Source organism: Salinisphaera sp. SWV1 (assembly GCF_052044155.1).
In the GTDB taxonomy this organism is placed as follows: domain Bacteria; phylum Pseudomonadota; class Gammaproteobacteria; order Nevskiales; family Salinisphaeraceae; genus Salinisphaera.
In genome coordinates, this window is record NZ_JBQDYE010000027.1 from 41405 (window position 1) to 62203 (window position 20799).

The 20799-nt window shown below is 64.7% G+C and carries 16 protein-coding genes and 1 pseudogene; 15 read left to right on the forward strand and 2 right to left on the reverse strand.

The window, feature by feature from the left end:
• The first annotated feature begins 18 nt into the window (after nt 1–18).
• The 6 genes from dsbG (at nt 19) to rhuM (ending at nt 8032) form a co-directional block, all read left to right on the forward strand.
• Nucleotides 19–783, forward strand: coding sequence for a thiol:disulfide interchange protein DsbG (gene dsbG, locus ACS8YF_RS13395; RefSeq protein WP_440850705.1), 765 nt, complete (start codon nt 19–21; stop codon nt 781–783).
• Nucleotides 784–959: 176 nt separating this feature from the next.
• A complete protein-coding gene (locus tag ACS8YF_RS13400) occupies nt 960–3674 on the forward strand; it encodes a M16 family metallopeptidase (protein ID WP_440850706.1) in 2715 nt (904 codons plus the stop codon).
• 439 nt (nt 3675–4113) lie between these two features.
• Complete coding sequence (locus ACS8YF_RS13405) at nt 4114–4857, forward strand: (Fe-S)-binding protein (RefSeq protein ID WP_440850707.1); 744 nt, start codon at nt 4114–4116, stop codon at nt 4855–4857.
• On the forward strand, nt 4854–6344 hold the full coding sequence (locus tag ACS8YF_RS13410; protein WP_440850708.1) for a lactate utilization protein B: 1491 nt from the start codon (nt 4854–4856) through the stop codon (nt 6342–6344). Before ACS8YF_RS13405 ends, ACS8YF_RS13410 begins: the two co-directional genes overlap by 4 nt.
• The gene (locus tag ACS8YF_RS13415; protein ID WP_440850709.1) at nt 6341–6949 is read left to right on the forward strand and encodes a LutC/YkgG family protein; all 609 of its coding nucleotides are present in this window, start codon (nt 6341–6343) and stop codon (nt 6947–6949) included. The genes ACS8YF_RS13410 and ACS8YF_RS13415 overlap by 4 nt, the downstream gene beginning before the upstream one ends.
• Nucleotides 6950–7030: 81 nt before the next feature.
• Nucleotides 7031–8032, forward strand: coding sequence for a RhuM family protein (gene rhuM / locus ACS8YF_RS13420; RefSeq protein WP_440850710.1), 1002 nt, complete (start codon nt 7031–7033; stop codon nt 8030–8032).
• A 98-nt stretch (nt 8033–8130) separates the two neighbouring features.
• Here rhuM and ACS8YF_RS13425 read toward each other — a convergent pair whose 3' ends face one another.
• Nucleotides 8131–8943 (reverse strand): putative hydro-lyase, encoded by an 813-nt coding sequence (locus tag ACS8YF_RS13425; protein WP_440850711.1) that lies wholly within the window; start codon nt 8941–8943, stop codon nt 8131–8133.
• 117 nt (nt 8944–9060) lie between these two features.
• On the opposite strand from ACS8YF_RS13425, the gene ACS8YF_RS13430 reads away from it, so the two are divergent.
• From ACS8YF_RS13430 to ACS8YF_RS13445, 4 genes are read left to right on the forward strand one after another with little or no spacing between them, the layout of a single operon-like run.
• On the forward strand, nt 9061–9819 hold the full coding sequence (locus ACS8YF_RS13430; protein WP_440850712.1) for a LamB/YcsF family protein: 759 nt from the start codon (nt 9061–9063) through the stop codon (nt 9817–9819).
• On the forward strand, nt 9816–11459 hold the full coding sequence (locus ACS8YF_RS13435) for a 5-oxoprolinase/urea amidolyase family protein (RefSeq protein ID WP_440850713.1): 1644 nt from the start codon (nt 9816–9818) through the stop codon (nt 11457–11459). The genes ACS8YF_RS13430 and ACS8YF_RS13435 overlap by 4 nt, the downstream gene beginning before the upstream one ends.
• Entirely contained in the window at nt 11456–13198 is a 1743-nt protein-coding gene (locus ACS8YF_RS13440) for an acetyl/propionyl/methylcrotonyl-CoA carboxylase subunit alpha (protein WP_440850714.1), read from the forward strand. The genes ACS8YF_RS13435 and ACS8YF_RS13440 overlap by 4 nt, the downstream gene beginning before the upstream one ends.
• A 37-nt stretch (nt 13199–13235) precedes the next feature.
• On the forward strand, nt 13236–13925 hold the full coding sequence (locus ACS8YF_RS13445) for a GntR family transcriptional regulator (RefSeq protein WP_440850715.1): 690 nt from the start codon (nt 13236–13238) through the stop codon (nt 13923–13925).
• Between the two features lie 405 nt (nt 13926–14330).
• Here the strand turns inward: ACS8YF_RS13445 and ACS8YF_RS13450 are convergent, their stop codons facing one another.
• Nucleotides 14331–15548: an NRAMP family divalent metal transporter gene (locus ACS8YF_RS13450; protein ID WP_440850716.1), complete on the reverse strand. Its 1218-nt coding sequence runs from the start codon at nt 15546–15548 to the stop codon at nt 14331–14333.
• Between the two features lie 460 nt (nt 15549–16008).
• On the opposite strand from ACS8YF_RS13450, the gene ACS8YF_RS13455 reads away from it, so the two are divergent.
• The 5 genes and pseudogenes from ACS8YF_RS13455 to ACS8YF_RS13475 form a co-directional block, all read left to right on the forward strand.
• The gene (locus ACS8YF_RS13455) at nt 16009–16494 is read left to right on the forward strand and encodes a plasmid pRiA4b ORF-3 family protein (protein ID WP_440850721.1); all 486 of its coding nucleotides are present in this window, start codon (nt 16009–16011) and stop codon (nt 16492–16494) included.
• A 1109-nt stretch (nt 16495–17603) separates the two neighbouring features.
• Entirely contained in the window at nt 17604–17804 is a 201-nt protein-coding gene (locus ACS8YF_RS13460) for a hypothetical protein (RefSeq protein ID WP_440850717.1), read from the forward strand.
• Nucleotides 17801–18055, forward strand: coding sequence for a ParE family toxin-like protein (locus ACS8YF_RS13465; RefSeq protein WP_440850718.1), 255 nt, complete (start codon nt 17801–17803; stop codon nt 18053–18055). The genes ACS8YF_RS13460 and ACS8YF_RS13465 overlap by 4 nt, the downstream gene beginning before the upstream one ends.
• 57 nt (nt 18056–18112) lie before the next feature.
• A pseudogene (gene hsdR, locus ACS8YF_RS13470) lies at nt 18113–20455 on the forward strand (EcoAI/FtnUII family type I restriction enzme subunit R).
• A partial coding sequence (locus ACS8YF_RS13475; RefSeq protein WP_440850719.1) for a HipA family kinase occupies nt 20448–20799 on the forward strand: 352 nt, incomplete at its 3' end. The pseudogene hsdR and the gene ACS8YF_RS13475, both read left to right, overlap by 8 nt.

Below are 20799 nucleotides of genomic sequence, written 5' to 3' on the forward strand. Positions count from 1 at the left end.
CTTCAAACCGGATGGCTCATGGCCGTGCGTTATGGTTTGACCTGCATGCTGGTCACCCTGCTGGGCGTCGGCGCGGCCCGTGCTGGCGACTGGCCGGCGCCCATCCAGCAGTTGGCCGACAAGGGGCTGACCGTCGTCAAGCGCTTCGATGCGCCGGGCGGGCTGACCGGCTATGCCGCGCGCGCCGGGCATACGCCGGTTGCACTCTATCTCACCCCCGACGGGCACCATGTGATCGTCGGCACCATGCTCGACGCGCACGGCCACGACCTGAGCCAGAAAGCACTCGACGCGGCGATCACGCAGCCGCAGCAGCAATCGGCCTGGCCGCAACTGGAAGCCGCGACCTGGATCGCCGACGGGCCCGCCAGCGCGCCGCGCACGGTCTATGTGTTCACCGACCCGAACTGCCCGTACTGTCATCGCTTCTATGAAGCCGCGCGGCCGTGGGTGAAGGCCGGCAAGGTGCAGCTGCGTACGATCCTCGTTGGTGTGCTCAAGCCGTCCAGCCCGGGCAAGGCCGCGGCGATCCTGGCGGCGAAAAACCCGGTCGCGGCCTATCGCCGGCACGAGGCCGATGACCGCACCGGCGGCATTCAGCCGCTCAACCCTGTTCCGTCGTCGTTGTCGGGCAAGCTCGCCGCCAACGACGCCCTCATGACCGGCCTGGGGATCCGCGGGACGCCGGGCATCGTAACCCGCGACAAGCAGGGCGGGATCCATATCCATCAAGGCATGCCACAGGGCGACACGCTGACCGACATACTCGGCCCGAAGCCCTGATCGTTTTCCGGGCTCGCACCGCTTCGTGATACACCGTCATTATTAATCCAGCATGAAAATACCTTCATGCCGGATTAATAACGCGAGTATGCGCAGGCATGCTCGCTGCGGCCATCGGCCGCGAAGCCGGGTTAATATTTTACGCGTCGGCGAAACCGATTCACGGGGAAAAATTGATGTTCAAACGCGTTCTACCGCTTGCCGCCGCGGCCTTTATGGCCGCCGGCGCCCAGACCGTCTGGGCCGACACCGCGTCCACGCCGAATACACCGCCGGCCCAAACCGCCGGCGACGCGAGCCCCGACCGGGTGGCCCGCGAGACGCTCGACAACGGCCTGCAGGTGATCGTGGTGCCGAATCGCATGGCCCCGGTGGCGACCACGATGCTCACGTACAAGGTGGGCTCGCGCGAAGCGCCGAAGGGCTTCCCGGGCATGGCCCATGCCCAGGAACACATGATGTTTCGCGGCGCCAAGGGGCTGTCGGCCGAGCAGATCGCCGGCATTGGCGCCGCGCTCGGTGGTCAATCGAACGCGTTCACGACCAACGACTCGACGACCTACTACTACACGGTGCCCAACCAGTTCACGGACGTCGCGCTGCGTCTGCAGTCGGTGCGGATGAAGAGCGTGCTCGACAAGCCCGCCGCCTGGAAACAGGAGCGCGGCGCGATCGAGCAGGAAGTCAATCAGGACATGTCCTCGCCGATCCAGGTCGCGATCAAGCGCATGCGCGAAGCGCTCTACCAGGGCACGCCCTACTCGCATGATGCGCTCGGCACACGTGCGTCGTTCAACAAGACGACCGCCAAGATGCTCAAGCATTTCCACGACCAGTGGTATGCGCCGAACAACGCGGTGCTGGTGGTCGCCGGTAACGTGGACGCCGACAAGATCCTGGCCGAGGCCAGGAATCTGTTCGGCGGCATCCCGGCCAAGAAGCTGCCCGAGCGCAAGCCGGTCAAGCCGGGCAAGATCGAATCCAAGACCATCCATATGCCCACCGACAGCGGCTACGGCTTCGCGCTGATCGGCTCGCGGGCCCCGGGCAGCCGCGATGCCCGGGCCATGGCCACCACCGAAGTGCTGGCCAGCGTGCTCAACAACCCGCGCGGCCCGCTGTACACGCAGATGGTGGCCAGCGGCAAGAGTCTGGCCGCGCAGTACACCACCCTGCCGGCGGCGCTGGGTTCGATCGGCGTGAGCTATGTCGTGTTTCCCAAGGGCGCGGATGCCGATGCGCTGGTCAAGCAAATGCGCTCGATTCTCGGCGGTATCGCCAAGCACGGCATCAGCCCCGACCAGGTGGCCGCGGCCAAGCGCCAGCTCATCACCCGGGACACCGCCGCACGCGATTCGATCTCGGGGCTGGCGCATCGCTGGACGCAGGCCGTGGCGGTGGATCACCTGCAGTCGCCGGCGGATCAACTGGCCGCGATCAAGAACGTCACCGCGGCCGACGTGAACAAGATGCTGGCCAAACTGGTCCAGCCGGACCAGAGCGTGCTGGCCATTCTCAAGCCGGAAGGCTCGGGCGCGCCGCAGACCGGCGGCGGCTACGGCGGCAGCGAATCGTTCTCGCCGAAGAACGTCGGCCACGTGAAACTGCCGGACTGGGCCGCCAAGCCGCTGGCCAGGATCACCACGCCGGCGCAGTCGATCAAGCCGGTGGCAACCACGCTCGATAACGGCGTGAAGCTGATCACGGTGCAGTCGAGCTCGGTCCATGCCGTGCACGTCTACGGCCATATCCGCAACGAGCCGGATCTGGAAACGCCGAAGCACCAGGAGGGCGTGAGCGACGTGCTCTCCGAACTGCTCGACTTTGGCACCACCCAGCACGATCGCAAGGCCTACCAGGCCGCACTCGACGCCATCGGCGCCCAGGCCTCGGCCGGTACCGATTTCTCGCTCACCGTGCTGCCCGATCATTTCGACAAGGGCCTCGGTCTGCTGGCGGAGAACGAGCTGCACCCGGCGCTGCCCAAGCATGCGTTCGAGGTTCTCAAGCAGCGCGCGGCGGCGTCCCAGGCCGGCACCATCGCCAGCCCGGACTTCAAGGCCAACCAGGCGATGAAAAAGGGCATCCTGCCGAAGGGCGATCCGGCCCTGCGCTTCGCCACGCCGAAATCGATCGCCGGGCTCACCTATAGCGATGTCACCGCCTACTACCACAAGGTATTTCGCCCCGACCTGACCACGATCGTGGTGGTGGGCGACATCAGCCCCGACACGGCGAAGCAGGCCGTGGCCGGCGCGTTCGGTGACTGGAAGGCCGAAGGCCAAAAGCCGGATGTGACCCTGCCGAAGATCGGCGACAACAAGTCGAGCTTCCATCACGTGCCGGACAAGGCACAGTCGCAGGATACGGTCCAGCTCGCCGAGTCGCTCGGGCTGACGTCGAACGCGCCCGACTTTCGTGCGCTGAAGATGGCCAACCAGGTGCTCACCGGCGGCGCCTTCGCCAGCCGGCTGTATCGCGAACTGCGCGTGCAGCGCGGGCTGGTCTATTACGTGTCGTCGGGCCTCGGTACCTCGCGTACCCGAACCCAGCTTGCCTTCCAGTACGGCAGCGACCCGGACAAGGTCGACGAGGCCGACAAGCTGATTCGCCAGGCACTGGTACGAATGGCCAAGGTGCCGATCTCCAGCGGCGAACTGCACCGCGCCCGCGCCGGCCTGATCCGGCAGGTGCCGCTCAACGAAGCTGGCGCCGACTCGATCGGCTACGGCCTGCTGTCGCGCGTCGAACTCGACCAGCCGCTGGACGAGCCCTATCGCGCGGCCAGGGCCTACCAGTCCATCGATGCCAAACAGATCCAGGCGGCCGTGAAGAAATGGTTCCGGCCGGGCGATCTGGTGCGCGTGGTTCAGGGGCCGAAGCCGAAATAGCGCAGGCCGAGCGGCCACGGCGCAAGCCGTGGTCGTCTACACCACCCCGAAGACATCGGCCCAATCACGGATTGCATCGCACAGCCCCGGCCCAGCCATTGCCGTTCGCGCCAGACGCGCAAGGGCCTGTTGCCGTTTCGTGCGAGTCCGCGCCAAGTGCTGTTTTGCGGCAAGACGAGGCGTAGCGAACGTGGCGTAGTTATTCTACGTGAGAGAGCTACAACGCTGGATTGCCGCAAAACAGCGCTTGGCCCGAAGGGCTGGGCCGCCCATAAAAATTTACTTGGGGCGCCCGGCGGCGTTGCAAGTCTTGATCGTGACACGCCACGATCGGCGACTCGCGCCTTGCCGGACACGATTTGCGGTCGCCAACGCGGCGCTCGCACGAAACGGCAACAGGCCCTAATCTGGTGCTCCCGGCAATCCGCAATGGTGGCCCATGCGCATCGGTCTGTTCGTACCCTGCTTTATTGATGCCTTCTATCCGCAGGTCGGCGTTGCGACGCTCGAGTTGCTGGAGCGTTTCGGCTGCGATGTCGATTATCCGTTCGACCAGACCTGTTGCGGCCAGCCCATGGTCAACTCCGGCTGCCACGCGGAAGCTGCGGCGACCGAGCAGTTGTTCGTGGACAACTTCGCCGCTTACGACGTGATCGTGGCGCCTTCGGGTTCCTGCGTGCACCAGATCCGCGACAACCTCACCGCGATCGAGCAGACCGCCGCGGTCAGGCATGTGCGCGAAAACACCTACGAGCTGGTCGAGTATCTGCACGACGTGCTCAAGGTCGAGGCCTTTCCCTGGGCCAAATTCCCGCACAAGGTGGGCTACCACGACTCCTGCAACACGCTGCGCAACCTCGGCCACGGCAAACCGAGCGAGCTGCGCGGACGCTCTTTCTCTAAACCACGCGCGCTGCTGGAAAAAGTCGCGGGCATCGAACTGGTCAGCCCGGCCCGGCCGGATGAATGCTGCGGCTTCGGCGGCACGTTCTCGGTTACCGAGCCGGAAGTCTCCGGCCGCATGGGCCGCGACAAGATCGCCGATCACGGCCGCGCCGGCGCCGAGTACATCGTCTCCGCCGATACCTCCTGCCTGATGCACCAGCAGGGCTGCGCCAGGCGCATCGGTGCGCCGATCCGGTTCAAGCACATCGCCGAAGTCCTCAACGGGAGCGCGGCATGAGTACGCCCGATCCGAACCAGACCCTCAATTCCGCCGAGGCGGTGCGCGAAGCCCAGCCGAAACCGGCCAAGGCCCGCGCCGGCCAGCGAGTCGACCACGCGGGTGCGGCGCGCGAGTTCCTGCACTCGCCGGTCCACGCCCAATCGCACGACGAACGCGTCTGGGCCATGCGCCAGCGCCGCGACGCGGCGATGGAGACCATTCCAGAATGGGAAGAACTGCGCGATCTGGCCAGCCAGATCAAGACCCATGCGCTGACCCATCTCGACGAGTACCTGGAGCAGTTCGCCGACAATGCCGCCGCCAACGGCGTGCACGTGCACTGGGCGGGCGACGCCGCCGATCACAACCGCATCGTGCACGAGATCTTTACGCGCCACGGCGTGAAAAAGGTCATCAAGTCCAAGTCGATGCTGATGGAGGAATGCGGCTTCCGGCATTACATGGAAGGCGTGGGCATCGATATCGTCGAAACCGACCTCGGCGAGCGCATCCAGCAGCTCGACAAAGAGGACCCGAGCCACGTGGTCGTGCCCGCCGTGCACAAGATGCGCTCGGACGTCTCGCAGGTGTTCGCCAAGACACTCGGCTCCGACCCGGACAACGACGATGCGCATTACCTCACCGAGCAGCAACGCCAGGCCACCCGTCCACTGATTCTGGATGCCGATGCCGGCATGACCGGCGCCAACTTCGCCATCGCCGAAACCGGCGGCTTCGTGGTTTGTACCAATGAAGGCAACGCCGATCTCTCGGCCAACGTGCCGAATCTGCATGTGGCCTCCATCGGCATCGAAAAGATCGTGCCGAAGCTCTCCGACCTGGGCGTGTTCATCCGGCTGCTCTCCAGATCCGCGCTCGGCTCGCCAATCACCCAGTACACCTCGCACTTCCGCGCGCCGAAGTCGGACGGCGAAATGCATATCGTGCTGGTCGACAACGGCCGCTCGAAGCGCCTGGCGGACGAACGCTTCTGGTCGTCGCTGAAATGCATCCGCTGTGGCGCCTGCATGAACACCTGCCCGGTGTTCCGTCGCTCGGGCGGGCTAAGTTATGGCGCGACCTACACCGGCCCGCTCGGGCTGATTCTCGATCCGTCGATCGACGCGTATCGCTATTCGAACCTGCCGTTCGCCTCGACGCTCAACGGCAGCTGCACCAATGTCTGCCCGGTCAAGATCAACATCCACGAGCAGATCTTCGAATGGCGCCAGGTGCTGGCCGAGGACGACATGATCCCGTGGACCAAGAAATCCACGCTCGCCGCTGCCGGGCGTACGCTGGCTTCGCCGCGTGCCTACCGTACGGCGATCAAATCCGCCCATTCGGCGCTCAAACACCTCCCCGACTGGGCGCTCTACAACAAGCTCAATGCCTGGGGCCAGGTCCGCGATCTGCCCGAAGTGCCGGCCGAGGGCAGCTTCCATGACTGGTATCGCAAGCATCGTCTGAAAAAAGAAGAAGCCGCCACCGGAGACAGCGAATGAGAGGCCGCAACGAAATCCTGGCCGACATTCGTGCCAACAAGCCGAAATTCGCGGCCGCCGCGCCGGATGTGCCGAACTACGACGGCGATTACCCGAGCGATACGGCCGGCCTGCAGGCCCGCTTCATCGACGTGCTGGAAAAAATGGGCGGCGCCTGGGCCGAGCCGGAACCCGGCGAGTCCCTTGCGGCCACCCTGCGCCGGGTACTGGCCGACCGGCTCGACGCCAACAGCATCATCGCCTCCAACGTAGGCGAGATTAAAGGCAACCGCCCCGTCCGCGCCGACGACACCCCAGCGTCGCTGCACGACATCGATGTTGCCGTGCTGCGCGCGCGCTTCGGTGTGGCCGAAACCGGCAGCGTGTGCTTCACCGAAGCCGAACTCACCGTCAACGCCGTGGCCTATCTCGCCCAGCACCTCGTCGTCCTGCTCGACCCGGCCGCGATCGAGACCAACCTGCACCGGGCCTACCGGCGCGACGACTACAAAACCGCCCGCTACACGGTTTTCCACACCGGCCCATCGGCCACGGCGGATATCGAGGGCGTGCTGGTACGCGGTGCCCAGGGGGTGCGATCGTTGACAGTGATTCCGGTTCGGTAAACCGGAACAGCCGATTGCATTGTGGCGGGTTTTGCTGCGAACTGGGTCGTGGGGTGAATTATTCGGGCGAGCCGTCTGCGAATGAGTGATAACAAACAAGCGCCGCTGCTGATCTATCAAGACGATGACAAATCCGTCGAAGTTCGACTGGACACATCGCAAGAAACGGTTTGGCTGACACAACGGCAGATGGGCGAGGTATTCGGCACCTCACCGGAAAACGTGCTGATGCATCTGCAAAACATATACGCCGACGGCGAACTGGCGGCATCGGCAACTACTAAGGATTTCTTAGTAGTTCGCCAGGAAGGCAAACGCCGGGTCCGGCGAGAGATCCGACACTACAACCTCGACGCCATCATCTCGGTCGGCTACCGCGTCAATTCCAAGCGCGCCGTGCAGTTCCGCCAATGGGCAACGCGCGTATTGCGCGAACACCTTGTACAAGGCTGGACGCTCGCGCGACAGCGCTTCGAAACGAATGCGCAGGAACTCGACGCCGCGATGCGGCTGCTGCGGCAGACCGCCCAAAGCCCAGCGCTCGATGCCACAACAGGCCGCGGCCTGGTCGATATCGCGACCCGCTACGCGCAAACCTTTCTGCTGCTGCAGCGCTACGACGAAGGCCTGCTCACCGAACCACGAGCCGAGACCGGCGGGCGCCTGCCGAGCCTGGCCGAGGCGCGCAAGGCGCTTGCCGATCTCAAGGCCGATCTCATCGAGCGCGGCGAAGCCACCGATCTTTTCGCACGCGAGCGAGGCGACGGCTTCGACGCCCTATTGACCAATCTGGATCAAAGCGTATTCGGCGAACCCGCCTATCCCACCATCGAAGCCAAGGCCGCCCACCTGCTCTACTTTGTGATCAAGAACCACCCGTTCGCCGATGGCAACAAGCGCAGTGCAGCATTCCTGTTCGTCGATTTTCTGTATCGCAACAATCGGCTGCTGGACGACAACGGCAATGTCCTCATCAACGACGTCGGCCTGGCCGCGCTCACATTGCTCGTCGCCGAGTCCGACCCGGCCAATAAGGATGTGATGATCCGGCTGGTGATGCACATGCTGACCACCGTCGAATAGCATCATTGGGTGGGCTCGTCCCGGCACCGATCAATCGGCGTCGACGGTGATACCGGCGGACCATAGCGCATCGCGAACCGCGTGTGCTGGGCTCGGTACTACGGAATCAGATAGGCGCGATCCGGTGCGTCGGTGATCAGCATATGACCGGGCGCGTGGCCGATGGCGATCGCGGGGCGGGTTTCCATCACCGCCGCCTGGGGCGTGACGCCGCAGGCCCAGAACACCGGGATATGGCCTTCGGCAATCGTCACTGGTTCGCCGAAATCGGGCCGCGAAAGATCATCGATGCCGAGCTCGTGCGGATTGCCGACATGCACCGGCGCGCCATGGACCGACGGGTAGCGCGAGGTCACGCGCACGGCGTCGGCCACTTGCCCGGCCGGGATCGGCCGCATCGAGACCACCAGCGGCCCGTCCATGGTGCCGGCCGGCGTGCAGCGGCGTGCCGTTCGGTACATCGGCACGTTCACGCCCTGATCGATATGCGCCATGCGGATGCCCTCGGCCATTAGCGCGGCTTCGAAAGTGAAGCTGCAGCCGATGATGAAGGTGACGAAATCATCGCGCCACAGGTCGCGGATGTCGGTTGGCTCCGCGGTTTTCACGCCGTCCTCGTAGACGGTGTAGCGCGGCAGGTCGGTACGGATATCGCCGCCCGGCAGCAGGGATCCGTCGACTTGCCCGGCCTCCAGCACACCGAGCAAGGGACAGGGCTTGGGATTGCGCTGGGCGAACAGCAGCACATCGAACGCCTGCGATGCCGGTACGATGATCAGATTGGCCTGTGCATAACCGTGGCAAAACGGCGACGTCTGCGGTGACAAGCCGCCGCGGAATGCGTCGCGCGCGGCCTGGGGCGACCAGTCCGCGTAAGGGGCGTTCGATCCGGTATCGCGTTGATCGTCCATTGCCTGCTCCACTGGCACCGCTTGAAAATATCCCGGCGCCGGGCGGCGCGTGATTGTTGAACAATCTAAGGCGCTGAGGCATGGTTTAGCAAGATACCGCACCAGAGGCTATTCGCGATGACGGCCATCGACATCAACAGCGACGTGGGCGAATCCTTCGGCCGCTGGCACCTTGGCGACGATGCCGCGATCTTCGAGTCGGTTTCCAGTGCCAATGTGGCCTGTGGCTTTCATGCCGGCGACCCGTCCACGCTCGCCCAAACCTGTCGCGACGCGGTCGCCGCGGGCGTGACCATCGGCGCGCACGTGTCCTATCGCGATCTCGCGGGCTTTGGCCGCCGCTTTCTCGACTGCACGGCAAGCGAACTCGCCGACGATATTCTCTACCAGATCGGCGCGCTGGACGCATTCGCCCGGGCCGCCGGGGCACGCGTGCGCTACGTCAAGCCGCACGGCGCGCTCTACAACGCCGTCGTGGCCCACGAGGCGCACGCCCAGGCCGTCGTCGACGCGATCCAGGCCTACGACGATAGCCTGCCGGTGCTCGGTCTGCCGGGTGCCGTGGTACTCAAGAAAGCCGAGAGTCAAGGCCTGCGCGGCATCGTCGAAGCCTTCGCCGACCGCGCCTACAACGCCGACGGCACGCTGGTCTCGCGGCGCGAGAAAGACGCAGTGCTGGAGGACAACGACACCATCACTGCCAACATGATCCGGCTGGCGAAGGCGGGCGTGCTGATCGCGCGAGACGGCACCGAAATCCACGTCGACGCGGCCAGCATCTGCGTGCACGGCGACAACCCGCATGCCGTGGCGACCGCGGCGGCCGTGCGTCGCGCGCTGGAAGACGCCGGAATCGAGATCCGCAGCTTCGTATGAGCGGCGGCCCCATACGCTGGGTCGGCAGCCGGGCCGTGATGGTCGAGCGGGACACGCTGGACGAGGTGCTTGCCCTGCATGCGTATCTGCTCGATCACCCCCTGCCCGGACAGATCGATCTCGTGCCGGCGGCGAAGACGCTGCTGATCAAGTGCGACTCGCATCGCAACGCGGCCCGGGCCCACGCCGCCGTGCACGACATCCACGCCCCGCCGATCGAGCAAACCGACGGCAAGACCGTCGAGATCGAGGTGGTCTACGACGGCGAGGATCTGGAAACCGTGGCCGAACTGACCGGGCTTGGGGTGGACGGCGTGATCGAAGCCCATACGCGCCAGACCTGGCGCGCCGCCTTCAGCGGCTTCGCCCCGGGCTTCGTCTATCTCGCCGCCGAGGACGACACGCTCGATGTGCCGCGCCGCGATTCGCCGCGTACCGCCGTACCGGCCGGCTCGGTGGCCCTGGCCGGCCCGTTCAGCGCCGTGTATCCGCGCCGCTCGCCCGGCGGCTGGCAGCTGATCGGCCGGACCGATGCGCGCGTCTGGGATATCGAGCGCGAGGAACCGGCATTGATCCAGGCCGGCGATCTCGTGCGCTACAAAGCCGTCGACCGCCTGCAGCGCGAACAGGGTAACGAGGCCACGGCCCGCGCGGATGCACCGGACACCGTCGCCGAACCGGCCCTCGAGATCGTGGACCCCGGCCTGCAGTCGCTGATCGAGGATCTCGGTCGGCCCGGGCTGAGCCATCTCGGCGTATCGGTCTCGGGAGCGGCCGACGAAACCGCGGCGCGCCAGGCCAACCGGCTGGTCGGCAACCCGGCCGACGACGCGGTGATCGAAACCCTGCTGGGCGGACTGACGATCCGCGCCCACGGCGATCTGACGCTGGCCCGGACCGGGGCCGACACTCAGGCCACGATCGACAGCGAACGCGGCCCGCGCACCGCGCCGCTGCGGGCGCCGTTCGCCCTGCACGATGGCGAAACGCTGACGCTGGCCACGCCGCAACGAGGCCTGCGCAGTTATCTCGCCGCGCGCGGCGGGCTCGATGTACCGGCGGTGCTGGGTAGCCGTTCGCACGATGCCCTGTCCGGCATCGGGCCCGAACCGCTGGCCGCCGGCCGCGTGCTGCCGGTCGGGGCCGCCGGACCATCGCATATCGTCGGCGCGCCCGAACCCACGACCCTCGCCGAGCGCGACGAAGACAACACCCTCGTGCTGCGCGTCGTCCTCGGCCCCAGGGACGACTGGTTCAGCCCGGCGACCCGGGCGCGCTTCACCCGCCAGCGCTGGCGCGCGACCGAGCAGTCCAACCGTATCGGCGTACGCCTGAATCTGGACACCGACAACGACGCCGCCGCGCTCGAACGCGACCGCGACGGCGAACTCCCGAGCGAGGGCACGGTGCCCGGCGCCCTGCAGATACCGCCGTCGGGCCTGCCCGTGCTGTTTCTGAAGGATCATCCGGTCACGGGCGGCTATCCCGTGATCGCCGTGGTCATCGCCGAAGACCTGCCCCTCGCCGCCCAGATCGCGCCGGGCGAGGCCGTGCGCTTCGCGGTGGTCGATCCAGACACGCTGGCGCCGATCGAAGACGACCAGGACGACGGCCGGCCGCCGGCCGAGGAATCGCCATGAAGAAAGTGCTGATCGCCAACCGCGGCGAAATCGCCGTACGTATCGTGCGGGCCTGCCGCGATGCCGAGCTCGCCTCGGTGGCCGTCTATGCCGACAACGACGCCGATGCGCTGCACGTGCGTCTGGCCGATGCCGCCTACGGCCTCGAGGGGACCACCGGCGAACAGACGTATCTGAGTATCGACAAACTGCTGGACGTCGCTGAACACGCCGGCGCGGATGCGGTACACCCGGGCTACGGCTTTCTCTCCGAGAACGCGGATTTCGCCCAGGCGGTCATGGATGCCGGGCTGATCTGGATCGGGCCGTCGCCACAGGCGATTCGCGATCTCGGCAACAAGGTCACCGCGCGCGAAATCGCGGTCGCCGCCGGCGCACCGCTGGTGCCGGGCTCGAACGGGCCGATCGACGATGCCGATGCGGTGCGCGAATTCGCCGAGGCGCACGGGCTGCCGATTATCATCAAGGCGGCCTTCGGCGGCGGCGGACGCGGCATGAAGATCGTGCGCCGCGCCGAGGATATCGAGGACGCCTTCGATTCGGCGGTGCGCGAGGGCAAGACGGCCTTCGGCCGCGGCGAATGCTTTGTGGAACGCTTTCTCGACAAGCCGCGCCACGTCGAAGCGCAGATCCTGGCCGACACCCACGGCCATATCATCGTCGTCGGCACGCGCGACTGCTCGCTGCAACGGCGCAACCAGAAGCTGGTCGAGGAAGCCCCGGCGCCGTTTCTCACCGATGCACAGCGCGCCGAAATCCATCGCTCGGCCAAGGCGATCTGCCGCGAGGCGGGTTATACCGGGGCCGGTACCGTCGAATACCTGGTCGGCCACGAGGGCGAAATCTCCTTTCTCGAAGTCAATACCCGCCTTCAGGTCGAGCATCCGGTCACCGAGGCCACCAGCGGCATCGATCTGGTGATCGAACAGTTTCGTATCGCCGACGGCCAGGCGCTGCGCGTGACCGAGGACCCCGAACCGACCGGCCACGCCTTCGAATTCCGTCTCAACGCCGAAGACCCGGCGCGCGGATTCCTGCCGTTCCCGGGCACGGTTGAAACTTTCGAAGCACCGACCGGCCACGGCGTTCGCGTTGACACCGGCGTGCGCTCGGGCTCGGTGGTGCCGGAGACCTTCGACTCGCTGCTGGCCAAGCTGATTGTGCATGGTGAGACGCGCCCGCAGGCGCTCGCCCGCGCCCGGGCCGCGCTGGACGAGCTCGTGATCAAAGGCCTGCCGACCGTCGTGCCCTTTCATCGCGCCGTGCTCAACGAGCCGGCGTTCACCGATGCCCACACCTTCGGCGTCCACACAAGCTGGATCGAGACCGAATTCAGGCAGCGGCTGGCGGCGTCGCCGGAGCTGGCGGCCGCCACGCCGGAGGGCACGCGACAAAAACTGACGATCGATGTCGATGGCCGCGCGGTACAGCTCGGCCTGCCGGCCGCGCTCTATGCGGCCCTGATGCATCCCGGCCAGCACGGCGCGGCGAGCGGGGCGCCGGACGCCGGCGAGGACGCGGCCGACGAATCGCAGGTCGTCGCCTCCATCAGCGGCAATCTCGTGAAATGGGTGGTCGAAGACGGCGCCGAAGTCGCCTCCGGCGATGCGCTGGCCGTGCTCGAAGCCATGAAAATGGAAACCACCGTCGCCGCCCCGCGCGCCGGGCGGTTTTCACGCGGCGAACAACAGCCTGGCGATCACGTGACCAACGGCGAGGCGCTGGGCCGCATCGAGTAGCATCGCGCTTTCGCCGCCAGAACGCCGAAACAGGACCATGAATTTGCGCGACAGCACACCAGTCACGATCAACGACCAACCGCGGGCCGAACACGCCCACACGGGCGCCTGGGTTGCGGGCATCCTGCGCACGCGAATCGCCGATGGGCAGCTCAAGCCGGGTTCCCGGCTGTCCGAACAGGCGCTGGCGACCGCGCTGGGGGTTTCGCGCAACACGCTGCGCGAAGCCTTCACCATGCTGGCGGCCGAATCCATCGTGCGGCGCATCCCCAACCGCGGCGTGTTCGTCGCAGCACCCGGGCCGGACGACGTGCGCGAAATCTACAACGTGCGCCGTGCAATCGAACCCGGCGCGGTGCTCTGGGGCCGGCCGAGCGAAGACGCGCTCGCGCATATGGCGGCGATCATCGATCAGGCGTGCCGTGCCCGCGATGCCGGCGACATCACCGCCATGGCCGACGCCAACCAGGCGCTGCACAAGGCGATCGTCACGCTCACCGGCAGCCGCACGCTCGAACGGCTCATGGAACGCGTGCTGGCCGAAATGCGCCTGATCTTCCACGCGATGGCGTCCATGCCCGACTTCCACAGCCATTACGTCGAACGCAACGGCGAACTGGTCGCCCTGCTACGCGCCGGCCGGCGGCAGGACGCCGCCGAGCGCCTGCGGCACTACCTCGACGCCGCCGAAGCCGAACTGCTCGGGCATCTGGAAGATAACGCCTAGCTTTGCGGCGTGAAACGAATCACGCGCTCGATTCAGCCGGATGTGTCGCACTACTGCGCAAGCCTGCGAGTAGCTCGTCTGCATTCAGTCCCGTTACGCGGCGACGAGAAGCGCAGTGGCGCCGGGTATCCGGCGCACAGCGCCGGTGCGGTCTGCATGTTTGAGGGCCGCCAAAGCGGCCCGAGTTCAGACGGCATCCCGTCGTCGCGAGCATCGCAGTGAACCGGCGCTAGCCGGCGCCGTGTCGGGTGCCCTTCTTTCGGTTACCTTTCTTGGGCAAGCAAGAAAGGTGACTCGCACATCAGTGCGAAAACGAGGTTTTGGTCGCCTCGTGGTTAGAACCAGAACGCCGCTCCCTGACGAACACACCGTCGATCAGCCAAGACGCGACGATCAGGCACACCCTTAGCCAGCCAGCCTGGCCAGCCCGCCAAGCGAACTGATACCCAGAAACACCGTGAGCAACCAGGCCACCGCACCGATAACAAGCAGCCAACGCGGATACGCGTAACCGCCAAGCAGATCGGGCCGACGCCAGGCCACCCACAGCAGCAGCCCGAAGCCCACCGGCAGGATCAGCCCATTGAAGGCGCCGGCGAAGATCAACAGCACCTGCGGCGCCTGCCCGAGCGCGGCGTAGATCGCGGCACAGCAGACGATGAACACGACCGTGACCCACTGGCGCGTGCGCGGCGCGGTGCTCGACAGCGTGATGAACGATACCGACGTAAACGCCGCACCAACCACCGAAGTGAGCGCCGCCGCCCACAACACCACGCCGAACACGCGCATGCCGATGTCGCCGGCCGCCGCTTTGAAGGCATCCGCCGCCATGTTCTCGCCGGCGATATGCGCACCGCCCGCCACCACGCCCAGAATCGCCAGGAACAACAACGCCCGCATCACGGCCGTAATGACGATGCTCAGCACCGAACTCCTGGCGATCTCGCCCGCGTACTCGGGGCCCTTTGCGCCCGAATCCAGTAGCCGGTGCGCCCCGGCATAGGTGATGTAACCGCCGACCGTGCCGCCGACCAGTGTCGTGATCACCAGAAAATTGATCTGGCCCGGCAGCACTGTGTTCACAAGCGCAGCCCCGAGTGGCGGGCTGGACACGAATGTCACATACAGCATCAGCGCGATCATCACCACGCCAAGTACCATCACCACCCGATCCAAGGCCACGCCAGCCTTGCGGATCGAGAAAATGCCCACCGCGATCGCCGCCGAGACCACACCGCCGATCTTCGGGTCCACGCCGAGCATGGCGTTCGCGCCCAGCCCGGCACCGGCGATGTTGCCGACGTTGAACACCACCCCGCCAAGAAAAACCAGCGCCGACAAAAACCAGCCCAACCCCGGCGCCACCCGGTTGCCGAGCTCCTGCGTACGCAGCCCCGACACGCCGACCACACGCCAGACATTGAGCTGCACCGCAATATCCAGCAGCGTCGACACGAGAATGGCGAACGCGAACGCCGCGCCCATCTGCACCGTGAACACCGTGGTCTGGGTAATGAACCCGGGCCCGATGGCGCTCGTGGCCATCAGGAACACCGCGCCCAGCATCGCCGTCCGCCTGGCCCCGGACATCATCCGGCCGTTCGAAAGCGCATCTGCCATGTGTCACTCCAGTGGGAATAGGCGAGCCGGAAAGCCCACGATCGAATCTAGCAATTGTTGAACAATCCAGAAAGACTATTGTTCAACAACTTTCGTCGTAGGCGTCGCAAGCGGCGTGCCATCAAGTGCCCGGACGAAGCGCATCGCACAGGCCCGATCAATCGCCGACCCGGGGCATGACAGACCTGTGGGCTTTACACCACCATGGGCGCAAGCCGCCTTCTTTATGTGGCGGATACACAGCGGTCACTCGCCTATTGCCTGGCGCCGATTCCGATCCGGCCAATAAAAAAATGGGGCGCCCGGCCAGTAATAACCGTGCCGACCGCTGTCTAATGGCATCACTGGAATCCGCTATCGATTGCCGGAGCCTGGCATGACCGACATCGTTCTTCGCATCGAGCTGTTGCACACCGACCCGCTCGTCTGGCGACGTGTGCTCGTCCCGGCATAGATCAACCTGCGCCGCCTGCACGACGTCATCCAGCTCGTCATGGGCTGGGAAGATGACCACCTCTATGAATTCGAGTGTGAAGGGCGTCGCTATGGCGAACCTGACCCGTTCGGTGTTCCCGGCATGGATGACGTCGCGCAAGCGGCCAATCTGAAGCTGCAAACGCTGGTAGCGCGATTGAAGAAGAACGAATTCCACTATCTCTACGACTTCGGCGACGGATGGGAACACCGGATCATCGTCGAACAAATCGGGCTGGAAAACACCAACCCGTGCCCTCGCCTGCTGGACGGCGCCATGGCCTGTCCGCCCGAGGATATCGGCGGCATTCCCGGTTACGAGGCATTCAAGGCCGCCCTCGCCGGCCATGCGGACGAGCACGGCGAAATGCTGCTCGAAGCGATCGGTTCCGACTTCGACCCGACCCAATTCGACCCAAACGAGGCCGCCGCCGCGCTGGTGCCGATTCAGGCCGGTTTTCGTCGCACCTAAAAGTCCGTATGAAAGGCCTGCCGAATTGGTTCCCCCCATTTCAGGCGCCAAACCGAGGACACGAATCGCCTGTTTCGTTTATCGCCAATAGACTGACATTCCCACGACGTCATCGCGAGACATGCATGGCCGCAGAAACCTCTTCCGCGTCGTGACCTGATGCCGAATACGCGGCCCTCACTCGGATCGGCGCCCGGGAACTCAGCCAGTTGCTGCGCGACCGCCCCGAGGCCGATCGGGCGAGCTATACGCTGTTCCAGCCGATTAAAGGGCGCCCGGGAGCTACCCACATTCACGGGCGGCCGACACGACAAGCGGGCGCAAAAGGGGTCACGCAAAAGGGGTCAGATACATTTTCGAGCTTAATCGAGCTAAGGTTTCGCGCTGATGCGCGACTTACCCTTTGTTGCTTGTCCAACAAACGGTAAGCCCAAATAAGGACACCCGCTCTTGCGCCGGCTACGCCGGTGCCGTACGAGGCGAGGAGCAGGGCCTTCCCGGCGTAGCTGGGATGCGACCGCCGGCGTTCGGCATGAGCGCCGATGGTGCGACTCGCACGGTTCGCCCCGCCGAGGGTCGCATCCCACGGCTTAGCTGCGGGAAGGCCCTGCTCTGCCTCTCGGGGCGATACTCCGATGCCCACGTCGAAGGGATGCGGCCAGAACTCGCACCGCTTTGGCGCCACTCAGACAGGCTGGCCGCACCGATGCTGTGCATCGGACACCCTTCACCGCTGCGCGTCTCCGTCGCTACGCCACGGGGCCGAATACAGGCGAGAGCCACGAGTCGACTCGATCGCTTTGTCTGTATTCGCTCCCTTGGGCGCAGCGCCGAGCGGTGGAAGCCGAAAGAGAAAAAGACGGCCGGATGTTTGAGCGCAGCGAGTTTCCGGCCGTCCTCTTTCGGCCGGAGCCGCGCAGGGCATCGGCAAGACAGGGGGCTCTTCTGTTGGTTACTCATCTTGGGCAAGCAAGATAAGTGACTCGCGCTGCAGCGCGAAACCTCGGCCGATTCGACGCCAGACCTTTGCAATCCAGCAGCGCATATCAGGTCGCCGCTCAAGCCCTACCGCGTTAGAATCGATCACATCGAGAGGATCGGAGCACGCCATGTCCCAAGTCGAAGAAATCGAAAGAGCGGTGAAGAACCTGCCGGACTCGGAGCTACGTCGGTTCCGTGAATGGTTCGATGCATTCGATGCACGAAAGTGGGATGCTCAGATCGAAGCCGATGCGAGCTCCGGAAAACTGGACGCGCTGGCAGACGCGGCCATTGCGGACCACAAAAGTGGCCACATCAAGCCGCTTTGAAGCATTTCGCAACGCCGGCCTTCTGGACGTGCTATGAGCAGTTGCCCGAATCGGTCCAGAGAAAGGCGGACAAGAATTACGCGTTGTTAAAAGAAGACCCGCGGCATCCGTCGCTGCGTTTCAAGCAGATTGGCCGTTTTCGCTCGGTACGCGTTGGTATTCGCTACCGAGCGCTCGGCGTTGAAGTACCGGATGGCGTGGCGTGGTTCTGGATCGGGACGCACGCCGAGTACGACAAGCTCATCGGCTAAAAGCGTGGCCACGTGACGCGCCCGTGATATCGGCCAACCTGGGGGGTTGACCATTCCATGCAGGAAACAGAAGCGGACACCCGCGCCAATCGTATCGACCCCGTGCTTCAGGACGCGGGCTGGGGTGTCGCCGACGGTAGCCGCGTCGCCCGCGAGGAGATCGCCAAAGGCCGTATCACGACGGCCGGGCGAATCAATCCGCTGAAAGCGGATTACGTGCTCAGCTTGCAAGGCCGCAAGCTGGCGGTGATCGAGGCCAAGCGCGCCGGGCTAGGTTATACGGAAGGGCTGGCACAGGCGAAGGAATACGCAGAGCGCCTCAAGACACGCTTTGCTTATGCCACCAACGGGCTGCGCTGGTACGGCGTGGATATGGCAACCGGCGCGGAAGGCGATCTGGAATTGCCGTTCCCCTCGCCGCAAGCGCTTTGGGATCGCTGTTTTCCTCAGCACAACGACTGGCGCGATCGCTTCGGCGATGTACCGTTCGAGACTGGCGGCGGCAAGTGGCAACCGCGCTATTACCAGCACAATGCGATCACCGCCGTGCTGGAAGCCATCGCCCAGGGCCGGTCGCGCATGTTGCTGACGCTGGCTACCGGCACGGGCAAGACAGGCATCGCCTTCCAGATCGCGTGAACGCTGTTTCAGGCGAGTTGGAATCTGTCGGGCGAGCCGACGCGGCGACCGCGGATACTGTTTCTGGCGGATCGCAACTTCCTGGCGGATCAGGCGTTCAATGCGTTCTCCGCCTTCCCCGCCGATGCGCTCTGCCGCATCAGCCCGGATGAGATTCGTAAGCAGGGCAAGCTGCCGAAGAACGCGAGCGTATTCTTCACGATCTTCCAGACCTTCATGACGGAAGGGAAAACAGACGCCGAGCGCGAGTTCACGTTCGAGGGCTATCCGGCGGATTTCTTCGATTTCATCGTGATCGACGAATGCCACCGCGGCGGCGCGCGGGATGAAAGCCAGTGGCGCGCGATCCTCGAACATTTCTCGCCCGCCGTACAGCTCGGCCTGACGGCCACGCCAAAGCGGGATGCCAACGTCGATACCTACGGCTATTTCGGCGAGCCGCTGTATAGCTATTCGCTCAAGGAGGGCATCAACGACGGTTATCTCACGCCGTTCTAGGTGCGCCAGATGGCGAGCACGCTGGATACTTATTCGTTCTCCGGCGAGGACGAAGTGCTGGCCGGCGAGATCGACTACGACCGGCTGTATACCGAAGCCGACTTCAATACGAAGATCGAGATCGAAGAACGAGAGAAGAGCCGCGTTGAACAATTCATGGCCGAGATCGACCCGCGCCAGAAGACGCTGGTGTTCTGTGCCACGCAGGCCCACGCCGCCCGGGTGCGCGACTACATCAACCAAGTGGCGACGCATCAGCCGCCGGACTATTGCGTTCGCGTGACCGCAGACGACGGCGCGGCCGGCGAAACCTTCCTGCGCCAGTTCCAGGACAACGAGAAGACGCTGCCGACGATTCTCACCACGTCGCAAAAACTCTCTACCGGCGTGGACGCGCTCAACGTGCGCCACATCGTGCTGATGCGGCCGATCCGCTCGATGATCGAGTTCAAGCAGACCATCGGCCGTGGCACGCGCGTGTTCGACGGCAAATATTTCTTTACCGTCTACGATTTCGTGAAGGCGCACGAGCACTTCAAGGACCCGGAATGGGACGGCGAGCCGGAGCCGCCGGAGCTACCCGAGCCGCACCCGCAGCCTTATCCGAACGCGCCCGAGCCAACGCCTCCCGGCGGTGTCGATGAAGAAGGCGACACCTACGACGGCGGCGAGGACGAGCCGCCCGAAAAGATTGTCGTAAAACTGGCCGACGGCAAGGCCCGCAACATCCGCTATCTCGCCACCACCAGCTACTGGTCGCACGACGGCACGCCGATCACTGCCCAGCAGTTCATGGAGCAACTATTCGGCGATCTGCGAGGCCTGATCGACTCCGAAGAACAACTGCGCGATATCTGGAGCGATCCCGAACAGCGCGCTGCCTTCATCGAACGCCTGGCGGAAATGGATTACGACCACGACCGCCTCGACGACATGCGCCGGCTGATCGATGCGCCGGACAGCGATATCTTCGACGTGCTGGCCTATATCCGCTTTACGCTGGCGCCGCTGGCCCGCCGTGAGCGGGCTGACCGGGCACGAGAGACTGGCTTAGCCGGCTACGAAACCGAGATGCGAGCGTTTCTGAACTATATTCTGCGAGCTTACGAACAGCACGGCGTCAATGAGTTGGCTTCAGAACGCATTCCTGATTTTCTGCGTATCCGCTACGGAGGAACGCGTGACGCCAGGCAAAAGCTCGGCTCCCTCAGCGGTATCCGTAGTGCGTTTTTTGATATCCAGAGCTATCTTTTCAGTGCTTGAGATTGTCGAAGTCATTGAACGGACGACTCAAACGAGGACTAATCCGTTCATATGTCGCGGCGACGATGGAGCAACTTACTTCGTCGAAGGTCGTGATGCCGGTAAACACAGCTTGATCTGCGAATGGATCTGCGGCTGTATAGCGCGCTACTGGCAACTGCCGATACCCGACTTCGACATTGCTTACGTCCCGCCAGAACTGATCAACGGCCCCAGGACGCTGGAATTGCACGACCTGGGCTCGGGCCCGGTCTTCGCTTCGAAAAGACGTAAGCGATCCACAAACCCCATCATTCACAGGCGGCCAGGTTCATGGCTAAATCCTGTGCATGCAGGTTCCACGG